Origin of the sequence: Frigoribacterium sp. RIT-PI-h (genome assembly GCF_001297205.1) — a bacterium.
Lineage (GTDB): Bacteria > Actinomycetota > Actinomycetes > Actinomycetales > Microbacteriaceae > Frigoribacterium.
On record NZ_LHOZ01000082.1, the window covers coordinates 1 to 17,011 of the forward strand.

General features: G+C 73.9%; 19 protein-coding genes and 2 pseudogenes. 10 read left to right on the forward strand and 11 right to left on the reverse strand.

Features of this window, described 5'->3' with window-relative positions; all coding sequences use genetic code 11:
- Both AEQ27_RS18550 and AEQ27_RS18785 read right to left on the reverse strand, forming a co-directional pair.
- Positions 1-408, reverse strand: a 408-nt coding sequence (locus tag AEQ27_RS18550; protein ID WP_369813652.1) for a molybdopterin-binding protein, incomplete at its 3' end; no start/stop codon positions are given.
- A pseudogene (locus tag AEQ27_RS18785) lies at positions 403-936 on the reverse strand (molybdopterin molybdenumtransferase MoeA); the annotation flags it as partial. The pseudogene AEQ27_RS18785 and the gene AEQ27_RS18550, both read right to left, overlap by 6 nt.
- 17 nt (positions 937-953) lie before the next feature.
- On the opposite strand from AEQ27_RS18785, the pseudogene AEQ27_RS16675 reads away from it, so the two are divergent.
- Both AEQ27_RS16675 and AEQ27_RS12135 read left to right on the forward strand, forming a co-directional pair.
- Positions 954-1,646 (forward strand): annotated as a pseudogene (locus AEQ27_RS16675) (MTAP family purine nucleoside phosphorylase); the annotation flags it as partial.
- 308 nt (positions 1,647-1,954) lie between these two features.
- Positions 1,955-3,010, forward strand: coding sequence for an NAD-dependent epimerase/dehydratase family protein (locus AEQ27_RS12135; protein ID WP_054146987.1), 1,056 nt, complete (start codon positions 1,955-1,957; stop codon positions 3,008-3,010).
- Between the two features lie 21 nt (positions 3,011-3,031).
- Here the strand turns inward: AEQ27_RS12135 and AEQ27_RS12140 are convergent, their stop codons facing one another.
- Both AEQ27_RS12140 and AEQ27_RS12145 read right to left on the reverse strand, forming a co-directional pair.
- Positions 3,032-3,451, reverse strand: coding sequence for a type II toxin-antitoxin system VapC family toxin (locus AEQ27_RS12140; RefSeq protein ID WP_054146895.1), 420 nt, complete (start codon positions 3,449-3,451; stop codon positions 3,032-3,034).
- Positions 3,448-3,759 (reverse strand): hypothetical protein, encoded by a 312-nt coding sequence (locus AEQ27_RS12145; RefSeq protein ID WP_054146896.1) that lies wholly within the window; start codon positions 3,757-3,759, stop codon positions 3,448-3,450. Before AEQ27_RS12145 ends, AEQ27_RS12140 begins: the two co-directional genes overlap by 4 nt.
- Positions 3,760-3,871: 112 nt before the next feature.
- Between AEQ27_RS12145 and AEQ27_RS12150 the strand changes: the two genes are divergently transcribed.
- Genes AEQ27_RS12150 through AEQ27_RS17385 form a run of 3 tightly spaced genes read left to right on the forward strand, consistent with a single transcriptional unit; the run spans position 3,872 to position 5,918 of the window.
- On the forward strand, positions 3,872-4,540 hold the full coding sequence (locus AEQ27_RS12150; RefSeq protein WP_054146897.1) for a glycosyltransferase family 2 protein: 669 nt from the start codon (positions 3,872-3,874) through the stop codon (positions 4,538-4,540).
- Positions 4,537-5,217: a DUF2064 domain-containing protein gene (locus tag AEQ27_RS12155; RefSeq protein ID WP_054146898.1), complete on the forward strand. Its 681-nt coding sequence runs from the start codon at positions 4,537-4,539 to the stop codon at positions 5,215-5,217. The genes AEQ27_RS12150 and AEQ27_RS12155 overlap by 4 nt, the downstream gene beginning before the upstream one ends.
- Positions 5,214-5,918: a bifunctional 2-polyprenyl-6-hydroxyphenol methylase/3-demethylubiquinol 3-O-methyltransferase UbiG gene (locus AEQ27_RS17385; RefSeq protein ID WP_152970342.1), complete on the forward strand. Its 705-nt coding sequence runs from the start codon at positions 5,214-5,216 to the stop codon at positions 5,916-5,918. Before AEQ27_RS12155 ends, AEQ27_RS17385 begins: the two co-directional genes overlap by 4 nt.
- Here the strand turns inward: AEQ27_RS17385 and AEQ27_RS12165 are convergent.
- A complete protein-coding gene (locus AEQ27_RS12165; RefSeq protein ID WP_054146899.1) occupies positions 5,867-6,373 on the reverse strand; it encodes a hypothetical protein in 507 nt (168 codons plus the stop codon). The two genes, AEQ27_RS17385 and AEQ27_RS12165, sit on opposite strands and share 52 nt — an antisense overlap.
- Positions 6,370-7,728, reverse strand: coding sequence for a molybdopterin-dependent oxidoreductase (locus tag AEQ27_RS12170; protein WP_054146900.1), 1,359 nt, complete (start codon positions 7,726-7,728; stop codon positions 6,370-6,372). The genes AEQ27_RS12165 and AEQ27_RS12170 overlap by 4 nt, the downstream gene beginning before the upstream one ends.
- Before the next feature lie 85 nt (positions 7,729-7,813).
- On the opposite strand from AEQ27_RS12170, the gene AEQ27_RS12175 reads away from it, so the two are divergent.
- Positions 7,814-9,277, forward strand: a complete 1,464-nt coding sequence (locus AEQ27_RS12175) for a glycosyltransferase 87 family protein (RefSeq protein ID WP_161805538.1) — start codon at positions 7,814-7,816, stop codon at positions 9,275-9,277.
- Here AEQ27_RS12175 and AEQ27_RS12180 read toward each other — a convergent pair.
- From AEQ27_RS12180 to AEQ27_RS12195, 4 genes are read right to left on the reverse strand one after another with little or no spacing between them, the layout of a single operon-like run.
- The gene (locus AEQ27_RS12180; protein WP_082383484.1) at positions 9,265-10,248 is read right to left on the reverse strand and encodes a sulfate/molybdate ABC transporter ATP-binding protein; all 984 of its coding nucleotides are present in this window, start codon (positions 10,246-10,248) and stop codon (positions 9,265-9,267) included. The genes AEQ27_RS12175 and AEQ27_RS12180 overlap by 13 nt on opposite strands.
- Positions 10,197-11,204, reverse strand: a complete 1,008-nt coding sequence (locus AEQ27_RS12185; protein WP_082383485.1) for an ABC transporter permease — start codon at positions 11,202-11,204, stop codon at positions 10,197-10,199. The genes AEQ27_RS12180 and AEQ27_RS12185 overlap by 52 nt, the downstream gene beginning before the upstream one ends.
- A 10-nt stretch (positions 11,205-11,214) precedes the next feature.
- A complete protein-coding gene (modA, locus tag AEQ27_RS12190; RefSeq protein WP_054146902.1) occupies positions 11,215-12,042 on the reverse strand; it encodes a molybdate ABC transporter substrate-binding protein in 828 nt (275 codons plus the stop codon).
- 3 nt (positions 12,043-12,045) lie between these two features.
- On the reverse strand, positions 12,046-12,450 hold the full coding sequence (locus AEQ27_RS12195) for a molybdopterin-binding protein (RefSeq protein WP_043593466.1): 405 nt from the start codon (positions 12,448-12,450) through the stop codon (positions 12,046-12,048).
- Between the two features lie 158 nt (positions 12,451-12,608).
- Here AEQ27_RS12195 and moaA point away from each other — a divergent pair, with 158 nt between their 5' ends.
- Both moaA and AEQ27_RS12205 read left to right on the forward strand, forming a co-directional pair.
- Positions 12,609-13,703: a GTP 3',8-cyclase MoaA gene (gene moaA / locus AEQ27_RS12200; RefSeq protein ID WP_369813644.1), complete on the forward strand. Its 1,095-nt coding sequence runs from the start codon at positions 12,609-12,611 to the stop codon at positions 13,701-13,703.
- 1 nt (position 13,704) lies between these two features.
- Positions 13,705-14,022: a MoaD/ThiS family protein gene (locus AEQ27_RS12205; protein WP_054146903.1), complete on the forward strand. Its 318-nt coding sequence runs from the start codon at positions 13,705-13,707 to the stop codon at positions 14,020-14,022.
- Between the two features lie 11 nt (positions 14,023-14,033).
- Here AEQ27_RS12205 and AEQ27_RS12210 read toward each other — a convergent pair whose 3' ends face one another.
- Positions 14,034-15,317 (reverse strand): ThiF family adenylyltransferase, encoded by a 1,284-nt coding sequence (locus AEQ27_RS12210; protein ID WP_082383486.1) that lies wholly within the window; start codon positions 15,315-15,317, stop codon positions 14,034-14,036.
- On the opposite strand from AEQ27_RS12210, the gene AEQ27_RS16690 reads away from it, so the two are divergent.
- A complete protein-coding gene (locus AEQ27_RS16690; protein ID WP_082383487.1) occupies positions 15,316-15,828 on the forward strand; it encodes a hypothetical protein in 513 nt (170 codons plus the stop codon). The genes AEQ27_RS12210 and AEQ27_RS16690 overlap by 2 nt on opposite strands.
- Entirely contained in the window at positions 15,810-16,982 is a 1,173-nt protein-coding gene (locus tag AEQ27_RS12215; RefSeq protein WP_082383488.1) for a hypothetical protein, read from the forward strand. The genes AEQ27_RS16690 and AEQ27_RS12215 overlap by 19 nt, the downstream gene beginning before the upstream one ends.
- Positions 16,983-17,011 lie beyond the last annotated feature (29 nt).

The following is a 17,011-nucleotide window of genomic DNA, read 5'->3' on the forward strand; positions in this document are numbered from 1 at the left end:
CCGCGCGCGGGGCAGCTCGCGGTCGTGCACCCGGACGGTGCCCCAGCCCTGCGGACCGCCGGGTTGCATCGCGACCGAGCCGAAGGTGACGCCCGAGCCCTCGAAGGCGTCGCGGACGACCTCGTAGGCCCCCGCGCTGACCCCGCCGCTCGTCAGCACGAGGTCGACCTCGGCGGCGTGGCGGGCGACGACGGCGACGAGGGCGGCCGCGTCGTCGGTCACCCGGGCGGTCGTGACGATCACGCCGACCTCGGCGAGCGCCGCGGCCAGTGCGACGCCGTTCGCGTCGTGGATCTGGCCGGGCCCGAGCGGGGCACCGGGTGCGGCGAGCTCTTCGCCGGTGGACACCAGCAGGCGGCGCGGGCGGCTCCGTACCTCGACCGCGTCGATCCCGGAGGCGGCGAGCACGCCCCACCGGGCGGGGGTCAGTCGCGTCCCGGCCGCGAACAGCACGGAACCCGCGGCGACGTCGCTGCCCGCGGCCCGGACGAAGGCCCCGGCGGTGATGCCGGTCGGCACCTCGACGACGGCGTCGACCCCGACGGGGGGGAACGCGCCGGGCGAGACCTTCTCGATGGGCACGATCGCGTCCGCGCCGGCGGGGGCGGCGGCGCCGGGCCTTCACGGGGCGGCGGGGCCGGCGCCGAGGTCGGGGGCGGCCCGCCCGGCGGGGATGCGCGCCGCGACCTGCAGGGTCGTGGGACCGGCCGGGTCGAGCCCGGCGGTCGAGACGGCGTAGCCGTCCATCTGCGAGTTGGCGAAGGGCGGCCGGTCGATCGGGGCGACGACGTCGGCGGCGAGCACCCGGTCGCGGGACCGGTCGGAGCGCGAGGCGAGCGCCTCGGGGCTGACGACGAGCGCGTCGACCGGCCGGGCCCGCACGGCGGCCTCGACGACTGCCGTGACCTCGGCGAGGTGGGTCTCGATGGTGCGCACGCGGTTCCTCTCGGGCGATGGTCAGTAGCGTATCGGGGGTGACCGACCCCGCGACCGAGACCGACGTCCCCCAGCCCACCCGCGCCTCCTCGGGGCCGCCGCCCGTCGACGTCGCCGTCATCGGCGGATCGGGGCTGTACTCGCTCTTCGCCGAGGGCGGGGCGACCCGGCCCGGCGTCGGGACGCCCTACGGCCCGGCCGCGAGCGGGGGGACGAGCGGGCGGCGGGGCGGCCAGCGCGTGGCGTGCCTGACCCGGCACGGCGCGGGCCACGCGGTCGCGCCGCACCTGATCGACTACCGGGCCAACGTGTGGGCGCTCGCGTCGCTCGGAGCCAAGGCCGTCGTGTCGTCGTCGGCGGTCGGCGGGGTCAGCCCCGACGTCGCCCCGGGCACCATGGTCGTCACCGACCAGTTCATCGACCGCACCTGGGGACGACGCGACACGTTCTTCGACGTCGAGGGCCACGTGCAGCACCTGATCGCCGCCGACCCGTTCGACCCCGTGTTGCGGGCCGCCGCGATCGAGGCCCTCGAGGCACAGGGCGTGCCGTTCGCCCCGACCGGCACCTGCGTCGTGATCCAGGGGCCGCGGTTCTCGCCCCGGGCCGAGTCGCTCTGGTTCCGGGCCGCGGGGGCGCACACGGTCAACATGACGATGTACCCCGAGATCCCCCTCACCCTCGAGCTCGGCATGGGAGCCGTCAACATCTCGTACGTGACCGACAGCGACGCCGGTCTGGCCCCGGCCGAGGGCGACGCGCCCGACGCCGACGCCGTGAGCGCCTCGCTCGTCTTCGAACGGCTCGCCGCCGCCCCCCCGCGCAGCGTCGCCGCCCTCCAGTCGATCGGCCCCGCGCTGCCCGACGACTACTCCCCCCGCGAGCTGATGCCGCCCGAGGCGGTGGCCGAGGTGCTCTCGCGGCCCGTCTCGGGTCGGAAGGCCGCGCTGTGCCCGCGACCCGCGCCTCCTCGTCCGCTGCGTCCGCTGCGTCCACTACGTCCACCGACGGTCCGGGCCTGCTGCTCGTCACCGGCGGTGCCGGCTTCATCGGGTCGGCGATCGTCGACCTCGCGCTCGACCGCGGCTGGCGGGTGCGCGTGCTCGACTCGCTGCGGCCCGACGTACACGGCGGCGAGCCGACGGTCGACCCGCGCGTCGACTTCGTGCACGGTGACGTGCGCGACGCCGAGACCGTCGACCGGGCACTCGTGGGCGTCGACGCGGTCTGCCATCAGGCGGCCAAGGTCGGCCTCGGGGTGGACTTCCAGGACGCCCCCGACTACGTCTCGTCGAACGAGCTCGGCACGGCCGTCGTGCTCGCCGCGATGGACCGCGCCGGCGTCGCCCGTCTCGTCGTCGCCTCGTCGCTGGTCGTCTCCGGCGAGGGCAGCTACCGCCCCTCGTCCGGCGCGACCGAGCGACCCGCACCCCGCCGCATCGCCGACCTCGACGCGGGCGTCTTCGACCCGCGTGACGAGGCGGGCGAGCTGCTCGAGCCGCAGCTGATCGGCGAAGAGGCCCCGCTCGACCCCCGCAACGTCTACGCCATCACGAAGCTGACCCAGGAACACCTGTCGACCTCGTGGGCGCGCAGCACCGGAGGTCGGGCCGCCGCCCTCCGCTACCACAACGTCTACGGTCCGGGCATGCCTCAGAACACGCCCTACGCCGGCGTGGCCTCGCTCTTCCGCTCGGCCCTCGAACGCGGCGAGGCACCGCGCGTGTTCGAGGACGGCGCCCAGCGTCGCGACTTCGTCCACGTCCGTGACATCGCCTCCGCCAACCTCGCGGCCCTCGAGTGGACGGCCGACCAGCCGACCGACACGTTCCGCGCGTTCAACGTCGGCAGCGGCACGGTGCACACGATCGGCGAGATGGCCGAGGCCCTGGCTCGCGAGGCCGGCGGACCGATGCCCGTCGTCACGGGCGAGTACCGCGCGGGAGACGTGCGGCACGTCACGGCCTCGTCTGCCCGGTTGCAGGGCGAGCTGGGTTGGCGGCCGAGCGTGACCTTCGAGCAGGGCATGCGTGAGTTCGCCACGGCACCGTTGCGCGCGGCGGTCGTCCGCTAGGCGAAGTCGGCCACCTCGCGGTCACCCGGCCCAGGGGTCGACGAGCTCGAGACCGAGGCCCTCGAAATCCTTCGTGTTGCGCGTGGCGAGGGCGGCGCCGCCCACGAGGGCGTGTGCCGCGATCATGGCGTCGGCCGTCGCGATCGGGCGGCCGGCGGTCCGACGCCGCAGGAGCACCGTCGCGTACTCGATCGCGGCATGCGCGTCGAACGCCAACACCCGACCGTCGAACTGGTGCTCGAGGATGTCGATCACGCAGTCCTCGACGCGGTCACGGCGGTGCCCCTCGGGCATGGCCAGGAGCCCGGCCAGCATCTCGGCGCCGGTCACGACGCTGAGGTAGAGACCGTCGAGGGGTTGCCGCTCGAACCAGCTCAGCACCTCGGGGCAGGGACGAGGACGGGCGAGTTCGGACACCACGTTCGTGTCGACGACGATCATCCGAAGTCGACCGATCTCGCCGGGGCCTGCGCCCGCCGATCGCGCTCGAGCCCCTCGACGAACTCGTCGTCGAGGTAGGAGCCCTTCTCGGCCAACCGGCGACGGAACGCGTGGACCCAGTTCTCGGCCGTCGGTGCCGTGCCGGCGGCCGCCGGAGCCGGACTGACGACCGGCCCCTCGACCCCCTGGGCGAGTCGCGTCACCATCAGTCGCACCTCGGCCTCCATCGACCGCCCGTGGCTCGAGCTGAGGGCCTTCAGCCCCTCGATCACCTCGGGGTCGAGACCTCGCACCGTCAACGTCGCCATCGGGACCACCTCCTGTCGCTGATGCTAGCAGAATGACAGCACTCCCCCCGTTCGGGGCGCGGGCCGCCCGCTCCCATCACCTTCATGGGAACGCGTCCGTACAGTCGAGAGGATGAGCAGCCCCCGAGTAGACGTCGTGCTTCCCTGTCTCGACGAAGAGGGTGCGTTGCCCTGGGTGTTGGGCCGCCTGCCCGAGGGCTGGCACGCGATCGTCGTCGACAACGGCTCGACCGACGACTCCGCCCGCGTCGCCGCCGAGCACGGCGCGACCGTCGTGCAGGAGGCGCGGCGCGGCTTCGGCAGCGCCGCCCCCGCCGGTCTCGAGGCCGCCCCGGCCGCCTCCGTCGCGTTCTGCGACGCCGACGCCTCGATGGACCCCGCCGACCTCGTCGCCCTCGCCGCTCCCGTGATGGCCGGTGACGCCGATCTCGTCCTCGGTCGTCGACGCCCGACCACCCGTGGCGCCTGGCCGGTGCACGCCCGCCTCGCCAACCTCGCGCTCTCACACCTCATGCGGCGTGCCAGCGGCGTCGACCTGCACGACCTCGGCCCGATGCGCGTCGCCCGACGCCGGGCGCTGCTCGACCTCGACCTGAAGGACCGCCGCAGCGGCTACCCGCTCGAGATGGTGCTGCGCGCCAGCGAAGCCGGCTGGCGGATCGTCGAGCAGGACGCCCCCTACTCGCCACGGGTCGGCCGCAGCAAGGTGACCGGCACCATCCGCGGCACGTCCGTCGCGATCAAGGACATGTCCCGACTGCTGCGGGAGGTCGGCCGATGACGACCCTCGTGGTGATCGCGAAAGAGACGATCCCGGGCAAGGTCAAGACGCGCCTGCACCCCCCGCTCAGCCTCGAGCAGGCCGCCGACGTGGCCGCCGCCGCCATCCAGGACACCCTCGACGTGGTCCGCCGCCTGCCGGCCACCCGGCGCGTGTTGCTGTTCGACGGCAACCGTAGGCCCGTCGGCTCCGAAGACTTCGATGTGATCCCTCAGATCGGTGGCGACCTCGACGCACGCCTCGGCGCCCTCTTCGACGAGGTCGACGGGAAGACCGTGCTGATCGGCATGGACACCCCCCAGGTGCCGGTCGAGGCCCGCGCCCCCGTCTTCGACGCGTGGAGCGACGACGTCGACGCCTGGTTCGGGCCGGCGAACGACGGCGGCTTCTGGGCCCTGGGTCTCGCCCGACCGACCGGCGACCTGCTGCGCGGCGTGCCGATGTCGCGGGACGACACGGGCGCCCACCAGCCCCGCCGGCTCGCCGACCCCGGCCTCAGCGCGCGCACGCTGCCCGAACTCGTCGACGTCGACACCATCGACGACGCCCGCCTGGTCGCGGCCACCGCACCCGACAGCCGGTTCGCGGCCGCCCTGCGGCACGCCGAGGCCACCTCCACCACCACGCACGGCGTCGCCCGCACGACCGGCCCCGCCACAGAAGGGGTTACCTCGTGACCATCGCCCCCGACCGACCCGCCACCTTCGGATCAGGAGGTGCAGAGCCGTACGCGCGCGCCCTGCGTCACGAGGGACTCCTGCAACTCGTCCGCGTGACCGGCGGTGCCGGACCCCCGGCGTCGCCTCCGGCCCCGGGCGACACCGACGACGCGTTCGACGTCGCGCGCTGGAGCGCCGACGCCGACGCCGCCGACCTCACGACCCTCGACGACGAGACCGGCCCGGTGCTCGACATCGGCTGCGGGCCCGCCCGCATGGTGCGTGCCGCCGTCGACCGCGGACTGACCGTGCTCGGCCTGGACGTCTCGCCCACGGCGGTCGCGATGGCCCGCGAGGCCGGCCTGCCCGTGGCCGGCGGTCCGGCCTTCGACCCCCTGCCCCGCGAGGGCGAGTGGAACCTCGCCCTGCTGCTCGACGGCAACGTCGGCATCGGCGGCGACCCGACGGCACTGCTGACCCGCTGTGCCGAGATCCTCACCACGACCGGATCGGTCGTCGTCGAGACCGCGCCCGAGGCGTCGCTCGACGACAGCTACGAGGCCCACGTGGTCGACGACCAGGGTCACGCCAGCGCGACCTTCCCCTGGGCCGAGGTCGGCCGCGAGGCCCTGCACCTCCACGCGGGGCGGTCCGGCCTGCGGGTCGCTCAGACCTGGTCGGTCGACGGACGCACCTTCTGCCGCCTGCGCGCCAGGTAGAGCGCCACGAGACCGGCTGCCACCGCCGCGATCACGAGCCAGAGCACGGCCAGGCGCAGGCCGTAGTCGAACGGCAGCACCGTGTCGTTCTTCGGGCCCTTCGCCTTCGCGACGATCTCGGGCACCACGATCAGCGAGAAGACGGCCCCGACGACGACCGCGCCCTGCACGATCCAGAGGACCGCGGGTCGGACGCGACGCCCCGTCCGTCGCACGACCAGCGAGACGACGGCCACGACGGGGGCGAGCACGGCGTCGTGGACGACGACCGATCCGACCAGCCAGAGCAGCAGCCCGCCGTACCGGTTCGGGTTGACCGTGTCGGTGAGCACCCAGCCGCCGAGGCCGATCAGGGCGACGCCGAGGGCGATCAGCACCCCGCGCACGACACGGACGGCGCGCGACGTGCCCGCGCCTCCTGCGCTCGACGCGGCCGAGGGGACGCGCGCGGTCACGAGAGCACCTCGATCGAGCTGAGCCACTTGGTCTGCAGCACGCCGGGGCGCCCCGGGGCGATCATGCGTGCCGGGTAGCCGTGGTCGATGCTGAGCGGCTCGCCGTTCAGCTCGAGCGCGACGAGGGTGCGCGGGTCGGAGGCGTACTCGGGGCCCATCTCGGTCACGCGGTAGCCCCCCTTCTTCTCGAGGCTGGTGAGCCGCAGGCGGTGGTCGGCCGGGGCCCCCGCCGCGGCCAGCAGGTCGACGAGTCGGACCCCGCGCCAGGCGCCGGTCTGGCTCCAGCCCTCGACGCAGGCGATCGGGAGGCGTTCGTCCGCCCCGTTGAACCCGCGCAGCGTGTCGAGCGTGAACGAGGTGGCGACGCCGCCGACCACGACGTCGAGCCGCCAGTCGGGGTCCATGGCCGTCTCGAGCACCTGGGCCGCGGCGGCCGTGCGGTTGATCGGCAGGTCGTTCGCACCGAGTCCGCGCTGCCGCGGAGCGAAGGCGTTGAGCGGAGAGAACGGGGCGAAGGACTGCCCGGCCGTGAGCGCGACGACTCCCCCGGTGGCGACGCCGGCGGCGGTGAAGAAGCCGCGCCGTGACACGCGTGCCCGCCCCGGTTCGCGGTCGACCTCGTGCGCGGAATCGATCCAGCGCGTCAGCCGACCGGTCAGCCCCCGGGCGGGAGCAGGAGGCGCGGCGTGCGGGTCACGGTCGCGTCGCGTCCCGTCGGCGTCGCGCACCGCACGGAAGCGGGCGAGCTCGGCGGTCGCCTCGCTCTCGGCCACGAACGCGGCCCGGGCCTCGCCCAGCTCGGCCGCCGGCCCGACGAAGCGCCCGTCGTCGTCGTAGCTGTCGCGCGCCCGCCAGTAGCGGGTGATCAGCGGCAGCTTCACCGCGATGTGGATCGCGAGCGAGCCGATGATGACGAACGACAGGGCGAAGTGCACCTGCTTGAACGGGAAGGGCCACGGGTAGTACTGGTACGTGTTGAGCAGCCCGGTGACGAGCTGCAGGATCGTCGCGGCGACGAACAGGGCGATGGAGGCCCGCTCGAGCACGTCGACCGGGTGCTTGATCGGCGGGTGCTGGAAGAGCTGCGGGAACACCGAGTGCAGCTTCGCCAGCAGCAGGGGGATGCAGGCGATCCCGGCGGTGATGTGGACGCCCTGGCTCACCTGGTAGAGCCAGACGGGGCTCGTCGGGAACCGCATCCCGTCGAGGGGCTCCTGCAGGAAGTGGCTGTAGAGGCCGGTCAGCAGACAGACGACGAACGCGGCACCGAGGAGGCGGCCGAAGACGGTCGCCGACCGGGCGTTGCGGTTCGGTGACGAGGCCGCGCGGCGCGCCTCGTACAGCAGGCGTCTCATGGTGTAGGTCGTCTCATGTGGCTCATCATCTCCGATGCGCACGACTTGGACGGACTCCCAGGGCCGATTCGGCCAGACTGGGGGCGTGCGTACTGTGTTCGCGGCCGTTGCCGTCCTCGGATTGGCCGGGGCGATCGCCTGGGGCGTCGTGAACGTCGGGTTCCTCATGAAAGAGCTGCGCACCGACTTCGTCGTCTGGACCGCTGTCTGCTGGGCGCTGTTCGCCCTGGCGGTCGTGCTGCTGCGGCGGGTGCCCGCGCGACACGTCACGGGACTCGTCATCGCGGGCACGGCCCTGGTCGGTGGTGCGGGCCTGACCGGCGTGCCCAACACGAGCACCGACCCGGCGCGCTACGCCTGGGACGGCATCGTGCAGACCGCCGGCGTCTCGCCCTACGAGTACACGCCCGACGCGGGCGAACTGCGCGACCTGCGACCGACGTGGATCTTCCCCGAGTCGACGCCGTTCACGCGCGACGACGGCACGATCGGCGAACGCTGCGGCGAGCCCGACCGCCAGGTGCACCGTGCCTACGACAGCCAGACCGGCGACGTCGTCTGCACGCTGATCAACCGGCCCGACGTGCCGACCATCTACCCGCCGATGGCCGAGCTGTACTTCTGGGCGGTGTCGGCCGTGGTCGGCCCCGACGCCGGGTTCTTCCCGCTGCAGGCCATGGGCTTCGTGCTCGTGCTGGGGACGACCCTCGCCCTGCTGGCGACGCTGCGTCGTCGGGGTCTCGACCCGCGCTGGGCGGCGTTGTGGGGTTGGTGCCCGCTCGTGGTCGGCGAGGGGATCACCAACTCGCACGTCGACCTGCTCGGCGCCGTGCTCGTGGTCGCCGCGTCGTTGCTCGTCGCGACCGGTCGGCGCTTCCGCGGCGGCATCGCGCTCGGGGCCGCGATCGCGACCAAGCTCATCCCGGTGATCGCGGCACCCGCCCTGCTGCGTGGGCAGCCCTGGAAGGTGATCAGCGCCTCCGTCGTCACCTTCGCCGTCCTCTACGTGCCCTACGTCGCGATGACCGGGTGGGGGGTGCTGGGGTACCTGCCGGGGTACCTGACCGAAGAGGGCTACGAGGACGGTTCCCGGTTCGTGTTCCTGTCGGCCTTCCTGCCCGACGCGTGGACGACACCGGTCGCCGTGCTGATCGTCGGCGTCACGGCGGTGCTCGTGTGGGTGAAGACCCCGGCACACGACCCGTGGCTCGGGCAGCTCGCGATGATCGGCGTGACGCTCGTCACCGTCAGCCCGCGCTACCCCTGGTACGCACTGCTGCTGGTGCCGTTCGTCGCGCTGACCGGGCGGGTCGAGTGGTTGGCGATCCCACTCGCGCTGCTCGTCCGCCAGCTCGAGCCGGGCATGGCGCTGCAGCGCGCGTCACTCGCCTCGGCCGTGCTGGTCATCCTGCTCGTGACGCTCTGGCGGGCCGGGCCCGGGTTCACCGACCGGTTGCTCGACGGCATCGAGCGCGACGTCGACCGGGTGCGACGCGTCGTCGGACGCAGACGTCCCGGCTCCCTGTCGACCCCCGCTCAGACCAGGTAGGCGACGGCGTCCTCGGCGTCGAACGAGAACCGGACGAGGCTGCCCGGGAGGAGGTCGAGGCCGGCGACCACGCCGGGCGGGACGTCGGCCGACACGTCGCCGGCCCGGACGCGGACGACGTCGCCGCGGGGTTCGAGGTCGGTGAGGACGAGATCGAGGACGTTCTCGGGCGGGGTCGCCCCCGGGGCGGCCCCCGCCGCCCCGCGCGCGGCGCTCGGCCGGACGGCCACCGCCGCGGCCGCCCCCGACGGGAGCGCGTCGGCGGAGCGGGCGGTCAGCAGGGTGCCGTCGTCGAGCCGGACGCCTCCCCCGTGAGCCGTGCCGGTCAGCAGGTCGAGACCCGCGAGCCCGGCGGCGAACGGTGTGGTCGGGCGTTCGAGGACCGCGCGCGTGGGGCCGGCGTCGACGACCCGACCGGCCGCGAGCACGACGACCCGGTCGGCCAGGGTGAAGGCGTCGAGGACGTCGTGCGTGACGACGACCGCCGTGCGGTCGGCCAGGACGTCGCGCAGCGTCCGTCGCAGGGCGGGCGCGACCGACGCGTCCAGGGCGGCCATCGGCTCGCCGGGCGGGCGCAGGGCGGGGCCCGCCGCCGGGGCCCGGGCGAGGGGGATGCGCTGCGCCTGGCCACCCGAGAGCTGCGCCGGCCGCCGGTCGGCGGGCGCCGGGGGGTCGCCCCGGGCCAGCCAGTCGGCTGCGCGACGGGTGGACTCGCGGCGCGGCACGCCGGCACTGCGCGGGCCGAACGCGACGTTGTCGAGGGCGCTGAGGGGCGGGAAGAGCAGGGCGTCCTGGGCGAGCATCGAGACGCCACGCTCGTGCGGGCGCAGCGCAGGCCCGCGTCCTCGCCCGTCGACGTCGAAGAGCAGGCGGTCACCCAGCCGGGCCGTGCCGTGGTCGGGTCGCAGCAGGCCCGCGATCAACGCCAGCAGCGTCGACTTGCCCGCACCGTTCGGGCCGAGGACGGCCACCGTCCCGCCCTCGCCGACGGGGAACTCGACGTCGAAGCCGCGGTCCTCGACGACCGCCGCGAACTCGAGCGTCGCGACCCGCGCCTCCTCGAGGCGACACCGGACGACTGGCCGGCCTGGTGCGCGAGGGCGACGACGACGACCGCCACGAGGACGAGCACGAGCGACAGCGCCACGGCGGCGTCGGGGTCGGTCTCGCGTTGCAGGTAGATCTCGAGCGGCAGGGTGCGCGTGACGCCCTGCAGCGACCCGGCGAAGGTCAGCGTCGCCCCGAACTCGCCGAGGGCCCGGGCGAACGACAGCACGGCTCCCGAGACGAGGGCGGGCAGCACGAGCGGCAGGGTGACCCGCCGCAGCACGGTCGTGGGCCGGGCCCCGAGGGTGGACGCGACGGCCTCGTAGCGCGTGCCCACCGTGCGGAGGGCACCCTCGAGGCTCAGCACCAGGAAGGGCAGGGCGACGAAGGTCTGGGCCAGCACGACCGCCGTGGTCGAGAACGCGATGGTCACGCCGAGAGCGTCGAAGGTCTGACCCAGCAGGCCACGGCGCCCGAAGGTGTAGAGCAACGCGATGCCCCCGACGACGGGCGGGAGCACCAACGGCAGCAGCACGAGCGACCGCAGCACCTTCTGGCCCCGGAACTTGGTACGGGCCAGCACGACGGCCATCGGGACGCCCAGCACGACGCAGATCAGGGTCGCCGCGACCGAGGTGCGCAGGCTGAGCCAGAACGCGTCGACCGACGACTCGGACGTGACCAGCGGCACGAACTCGGCCCAGTCGACCCTCGACACCATGGCGACCAGGGGCAGCAGCACGAAGGCGGCACCGAGCGCCGCGACGACCGCGACCCACGCCGGGACGCTCGCGTACGCCCGGCGACGTCGACGGAGGACGCGTCGGGTGGCCTCGGGTGGGGTCGCTCCGGGCCGGGGCGACCGGGGACGAGATGTCACGGGGCCGACGTCACGGTGCGCCGAAGCCGGCGTCCTGCAGCACGCCCTGCCCGACCTCGCCGGTGACGAAGGCGACGAACGCCTCGGCCACCGCCGGGTTCGCCGTGTCGGCCACGGGGGCGATCGGGTACGTGTTGACGGCCTGGTCGGCCTCGGGGAAGTCGATGCCCTGCACGCTGTCACCGGCGGCCTCGACGTCGGTGACGTAGACCAGCCCGGCGTCGGCCTCGCCCGAGGTGACCTTGCCGAGCACGTCGGTGACCGAGGACTCCTCGCTGACCGGCGAGATCGTCACGCCGGTCGCCTTCTCGACCGTCGCCGTCGCTGCCCCGCACGGCACCTGGGCGGCGCAGATCACGGTCTTCACGTCGGGCTTCGCGAGGTCGGCGAAGTCGGTGACGCCGGCCGGGTTCGACGACGGCACCGCGATCGTGAGGACGTTCGTGGCGAAGTCCTCGGGTGCCGACGGGTCGACGAGTCCGGCGTCGGTCAACGTCGCCATGTTCTCCTCGTCGGCCGAGGCGAAGACGTCCGCGGGGGCACCCTCGGTGATCTGCGTGACGAGATCGGACGAGCCCGCGAAGGTCAGCTCGACGGTCGTGCCGGGGTGGGCCTTCTCGAACTCGTCGGCCAGTTCGGTGAACGTGGTCGTGAGCGAGGCGGCGGCGTAGACCGTGATCGACCCCTCGAGGGCCGAGCCGGAGGCCGTCGGGGTCGCGCTGGTCGCCGGGTCGACGGTCGCACCCGAGCAACCCGTCAGGGCGAGGGCCGTCGCCACCGCGAGGGTTCCGGCGAGGGTTCCGGCGAGCGTCGTGACGTTCGAGCGGGTTCTTCCCACGGGTCAGGCCTTCCCGCCGGGGGTCTCGATGATGACCGTCGTGGCCTTCACGACGGCGATGGCCACCGAGCCGGGCTCGAGGCCCAGCTCGCGGACGGCCTCGCTGCTCATCAGCGAGACGATGCGGTGCGGTCCGCACTGCAGCTCGACCTGGGCCATGACCCGGTCGGCCGTGATCTCGGTGACGACGCCCACCAGGCGGTTGCGTGCCGAGCGCCCCACCTCGGACGGGTCGGCGGGCAGGACGGCGTTCTTCCGGGCGAGCGTCGCGAGCGCGAGGCCGTCGACCACGCCGCGCCCGGCGTCGTCCTTCACGCTCTCGAGCAGTCCGAGGTCGATCCAGCGACGCACCGTGTCGTCGCTCACGCCGAGGAACGCCGCAGCGTCCTTGATCCGTATCTGCGTCATGGAGGTGAGCCTAGTTCCGAATGCGCGGACGCGCGCGTGTGACGGACGGCGGTGATCGAGCCTGCGACGCCGGTCGTCGTGCGCCGGAGGGCGAACGGAGGCGCGGGTCTCCTCCCCCGGACACCGCGCGTTCGGCCCCGCGGGCTTAACCTCGACGGATGACCGTCTCGCTCGGACTGCCCACCATGCCCGGCCGGGCCTCCGCCGACGCCCTGCTGCCCCCGCGGCCGACGAACGACGTGGCACCGGGACTGCTCGACCGCTTCGGTCGGACCGCGACCGACCTACGGGTCTCGCTGACCGACAAGTGCAACCTGCGCTGCACCTACTGCATGCCGGCCGAGGGCCTGCCGGCGCTCCCCCGTGAGCAGGCGCTGGACGCCGACGAGATCGTGCGCCTGGTCGGCATCGGCGTGCGTGACCTCGGCATCCGGCAGGTGCGGTTCACCGGCGGCGAGCCCCTGCTGCGTGCCGACCTGATCGACATCGTGCGGCGGGTCGCCGCGATCGAGCCGCGACCCGAGGTCTCGCTGACCACGAACGCGATCGGCCTGGCGCACCGCGCGCAGGCCCTCGCCGACGCCGGGCTCGACCGGGTCAACGTGTCGCTCGACTCGCTGCACGCCGAGACGTTCATGAAGGTCTCGCGTCGCCCCTTCCTCGACAAGGTGCTCGCCGGGGTCGACGCCGCGGCCGCGGCCGGCCTCACCCCGGTCAAGATCAACGCGGTGCTGCTGCCCGGCATCAACGACCACGAGGCCCCCGACCTGCTCGCCTGGGCGCTGCGCGGCGGCCACGAGCTGCGCTTCATCGAGCAGATGCCGTTGGACGCCGACCGCAGCTGGGACCGCGCCTCGTTCGTCACCTCGCGGGACATCCATTCGCTGATCGCCACCCGGTTCGCCCTGAGCCCCGCCGCCGTCCCGCGCGACGGTGCCCCCGCCGAGCTGTTCGACGCCGTCGGTCGCGGTGACGACGCCGGGTTGACGGGTCGGGTCGGGATCATCGCGTCGGTCAGCGAGCCGTTCTGCGCCGACTGCCGACGCACCCGCATGACCGCCGAGGGCGGCATCCGCAGCTGCCTCTTCAGCGGCGGCGAGACCGGCCTGCGCGACCTGCTGCGCAGCGGGGCGAGCGACCTCGAACTGGCCGACGCCTGGCGCGGTGCCATGTGGGCCAAGCCCTCGGGCCACGGCATCGACGACCCGGACTTCGTGCAACCCAAACGCACCATGAGTGCCATCGGAGGCTGAGATGACGACCACGAACCCCGCCCCCACCGTCGGCGAAGCCGCTTCGGCCTCCGTCTCGGCGACCCTGCGCTTCTTCGCGGCCGCCCGCACCGCCGTGGGCCGCGACGATCAGCGCGTCGAGGTGCCCGCGGGCGAACGCCCGACCATCGGACGCCTGCTGACCGAGGTCCGCCCGGTCGAGGGCGTGTCGGCCGCGGACTTCCGCGACGTCCTGCTGCGCTGCTCGTTCCTCGTCGACGGACTGACGACGCGGGACCGCGAGCAGCTCGTGCCCGACGGCACGGTGATCGACGTCATGCCGCCCTTCGCCGGCGGCTGAGCACCGCCCGCCTACGGTCGCGCGGGCGCCCCCTGCGCGAGCTGCCACCCGAGCATGCCCCCGTGCAGCACCGACACGTCGAAGCCGTCGCCCGCCAGCAGGTCGGCCGCGGCTCGGGCCCGCGGCCCTCGGGCGCAGTAGACGACCACCCGCTGCGCCGGGTCGAGTTCGGGCCGCTGCCGGGTGCGCGTGCCGTACCCGGGAGCCTGCACGTCACCCGCGATGTGGGCGAAGTCGTGCTCGTCGACCTCGCGCACGTCGAGCAGGGTGAAATCGGTGTCGCCGGTCGCGCGTGCCCCGAGCAGGGTCGTCAGCTCGTCGGCGTCGACGTCGGGGCCGACGCTGCGACCACGCACCGGTGTGTCGGCGGTGGTCGCCTGCGCCCCCGGGACCGAGGACGAGGAGGCGCGGCGCGCGTCGTTCACCGTGGCCCGGGCCTCGACGCGGTGCGGGGCACGGGCCAGCCGGCTCTCACGCCAGGTGCCGCCCAGGGCGTCGACGGTCACGACCCGGCCGAGCAGCGGCTCGCCGAGTCCGGTCAGCAGCTTCACGACCTCGCTGGCCATGCCCGTGCCCACCGTGCCGCACAGCGGCCCCAGCACGCCGACGTCGGCGCAGGACTCGTCCCAGCCCGAGGCGGGCGGGGCGGGGTGGAGGTCGCGGTAGTCGACCGCCCGGCCGTCGGGGGCGTCGTCCCAGAAGACGCTGAACTGGCCGTCCCAGCGGGTGGCGCTGCCCCGGACGACCGGCAGGCCGCGAGCGGCCGCGGCGTCGGCCACGAGGTAGCAGGTGTCGAACGAGTCGCTGCCGTCGACCACGACGTCGTAGTCGTCGAGCAGGTCGGCGGTGCGTTCGCTCAGGCGGAACGGGTGGGCGACGACGGTCACGTCGGGATTCGCGGCCCGCACCCAGTCGGCGGCGGCGCGGGCCTTCGGGAAGCCCAGCTGGTCGGGTCGGAACAGCACCTGGCGTTGTAGGTTCGACAGGTCGACGGCATCGTCGTCGACGATTCCCAGGGTTCCCACACCCGAGGCTGCGAGATATTGGATGACCGGCGCGCCCAGCCCGCCGGCCCCGACCACCAGCACCCTCGACGTCGCCAGACGCCCCTGGGAGCCCAGACCGAACCCCGGCAGGCGCACGCTTCGCGAGTAGCGTTCGCCCTCGGCGGGGGCGCCCCCGCGTCCCCCGTCGCGCACGTCGGCACCGTGCACGCCACCGTCGCGCACGGCCGCCCCGGGCGCGTCACCACCGTGTCGCGCGCGAGATCCGCCGAGAGGGGGAAGAGACGACATGACGAACCTCCTGCATCCGGCCGACGGTCGATCGACCGCGCCCACTGTACCCACGACGTCCGACACCGGTCGGGGCACGACCCTCGCGCGCCTCCGGCACTGGCGTCACCTCGACGCCCTGCTGATCGGCCTGCTGGCCGCCGTGATCTCGGGAGCCTTCCTCTGGGTGCCCTCGGTCTGGTACGACGAGGCGGCGACGGTCATCTCGGCGACCCGCAGCTGGGGCCAGCTCTGGCAGATGGTCCAGACCGTCGCCCTGGTGCACGCCACCTACTACGCGTTCATGCACCTGTGGTTCGACGTCTTCCCGTACTCGCCGATCTCGCTCCGGGTTCCCAGCACGCTCGTCACGGGGCTCGCGGCCGCGCTCACGGTCGTGCTGGCGCGCACCCTCGCCGACCGCCGGACGTCCGTCGTGGCGGGCCGGCTGTTCTGCCCGCCCCCCCGCGTGACCCGGGTGGGCGGCGCGGGCCGTCGTCCGCCTTCTCGGCGGTGTTCGCCGTCGCCCTGACCCTCGTGCTCGTCACCGCCTCGCGTCGCACGGCCCAGGTGGGCGAGACCCGCCCCCGGGCGTCGGCGGTGCGCTGGTGGGTCGCCTACGCCGTGCTCGCCGTCGTCTCGGTGCTGTTCTTCCTGTACGTCGCCTTCGTCGTGGCGGGGCACGGCGTCACCCTGCTGGTGCAGTGGCGACGGGAGCGCCGCCTCCGCGCCTCCTCCGGGTCGGTGGCGGGGTCGACTGACGCGGCGGACCCCGCCCCGCTCGTCGGCGGACCGCACGGCGCGCGCGGCTCGTTCCTCGGCTGGTTCGCCGGTGCGGCCGTCGCCGGTCTCGCGAGCCTGCCCGTCGTGTACTTCACGTCCGAGCAGAGCGGCCAGGGCGGCTGGCTCGACCGACCGAGCTTCGCCACGATCCACCAGGTGTTGACGACGCAGTGGTTCTACCAGAACGCCCGTTTCGCCGTCTTCGGCTGGATGCTGGTCGCCGCCGGCCTGGTCGTCGTGGCCGCCGGTCTCGTGCCCCGCGCCCGGGGCCTCGCCGAGGTCGTCCTGCCGTGGATGATCGTCCCCACCGTCGGTCTCGTGGGCGTCTCGCTCGTGACCGAGCCGCTCTACTCGCCGCGCTACCTGACCTTCGGCACCCCGGCCGTCGCGATCATGATGGCCGTCGCGGTGGCCGCCATCCCCTGGCGGCGGGTCGTCGCGCTCGTGCTGCTGCTCGCCCTGGTGCTCACCGCTCCGACCTGGGAGCGTCAACGACAGCCCGAGGCGAAGGACTCCGCCGCCTGGAACCAGGTGGCCGACCTCGTCGCCGGACAGCGCGCCCTCGAGCCCGCCGGTACGACCGAGGGCGTCGTGTTCGGCCCCGTGCGTCGGCACCCCAAGGCGACGTCGCGCATCATCGAGAACACCTACCCCGCGGCGTTCGAGGGCATGTCCGACTTCACGCTAGAGACCCCCGCGGCCGAGACCGGCGGCCTGTGGGAGGTCCAGCACCCGCTCGAAGACGTCATCGACCGCACCGACGACCTCGACGTCGTCTGGCTGATCACGAGCGACAAGCAGGACTGGCGCCCCCGCGTCACCGCCGACCTCGCCGCGAAGGGCTTCCACGTCGCCGACGAGTGGCACCTCACCCGCACCAACGTGCTCAAGTACGAGCGCTGAGCCCTGCGAGTCACCGGGACCCCAGGAAT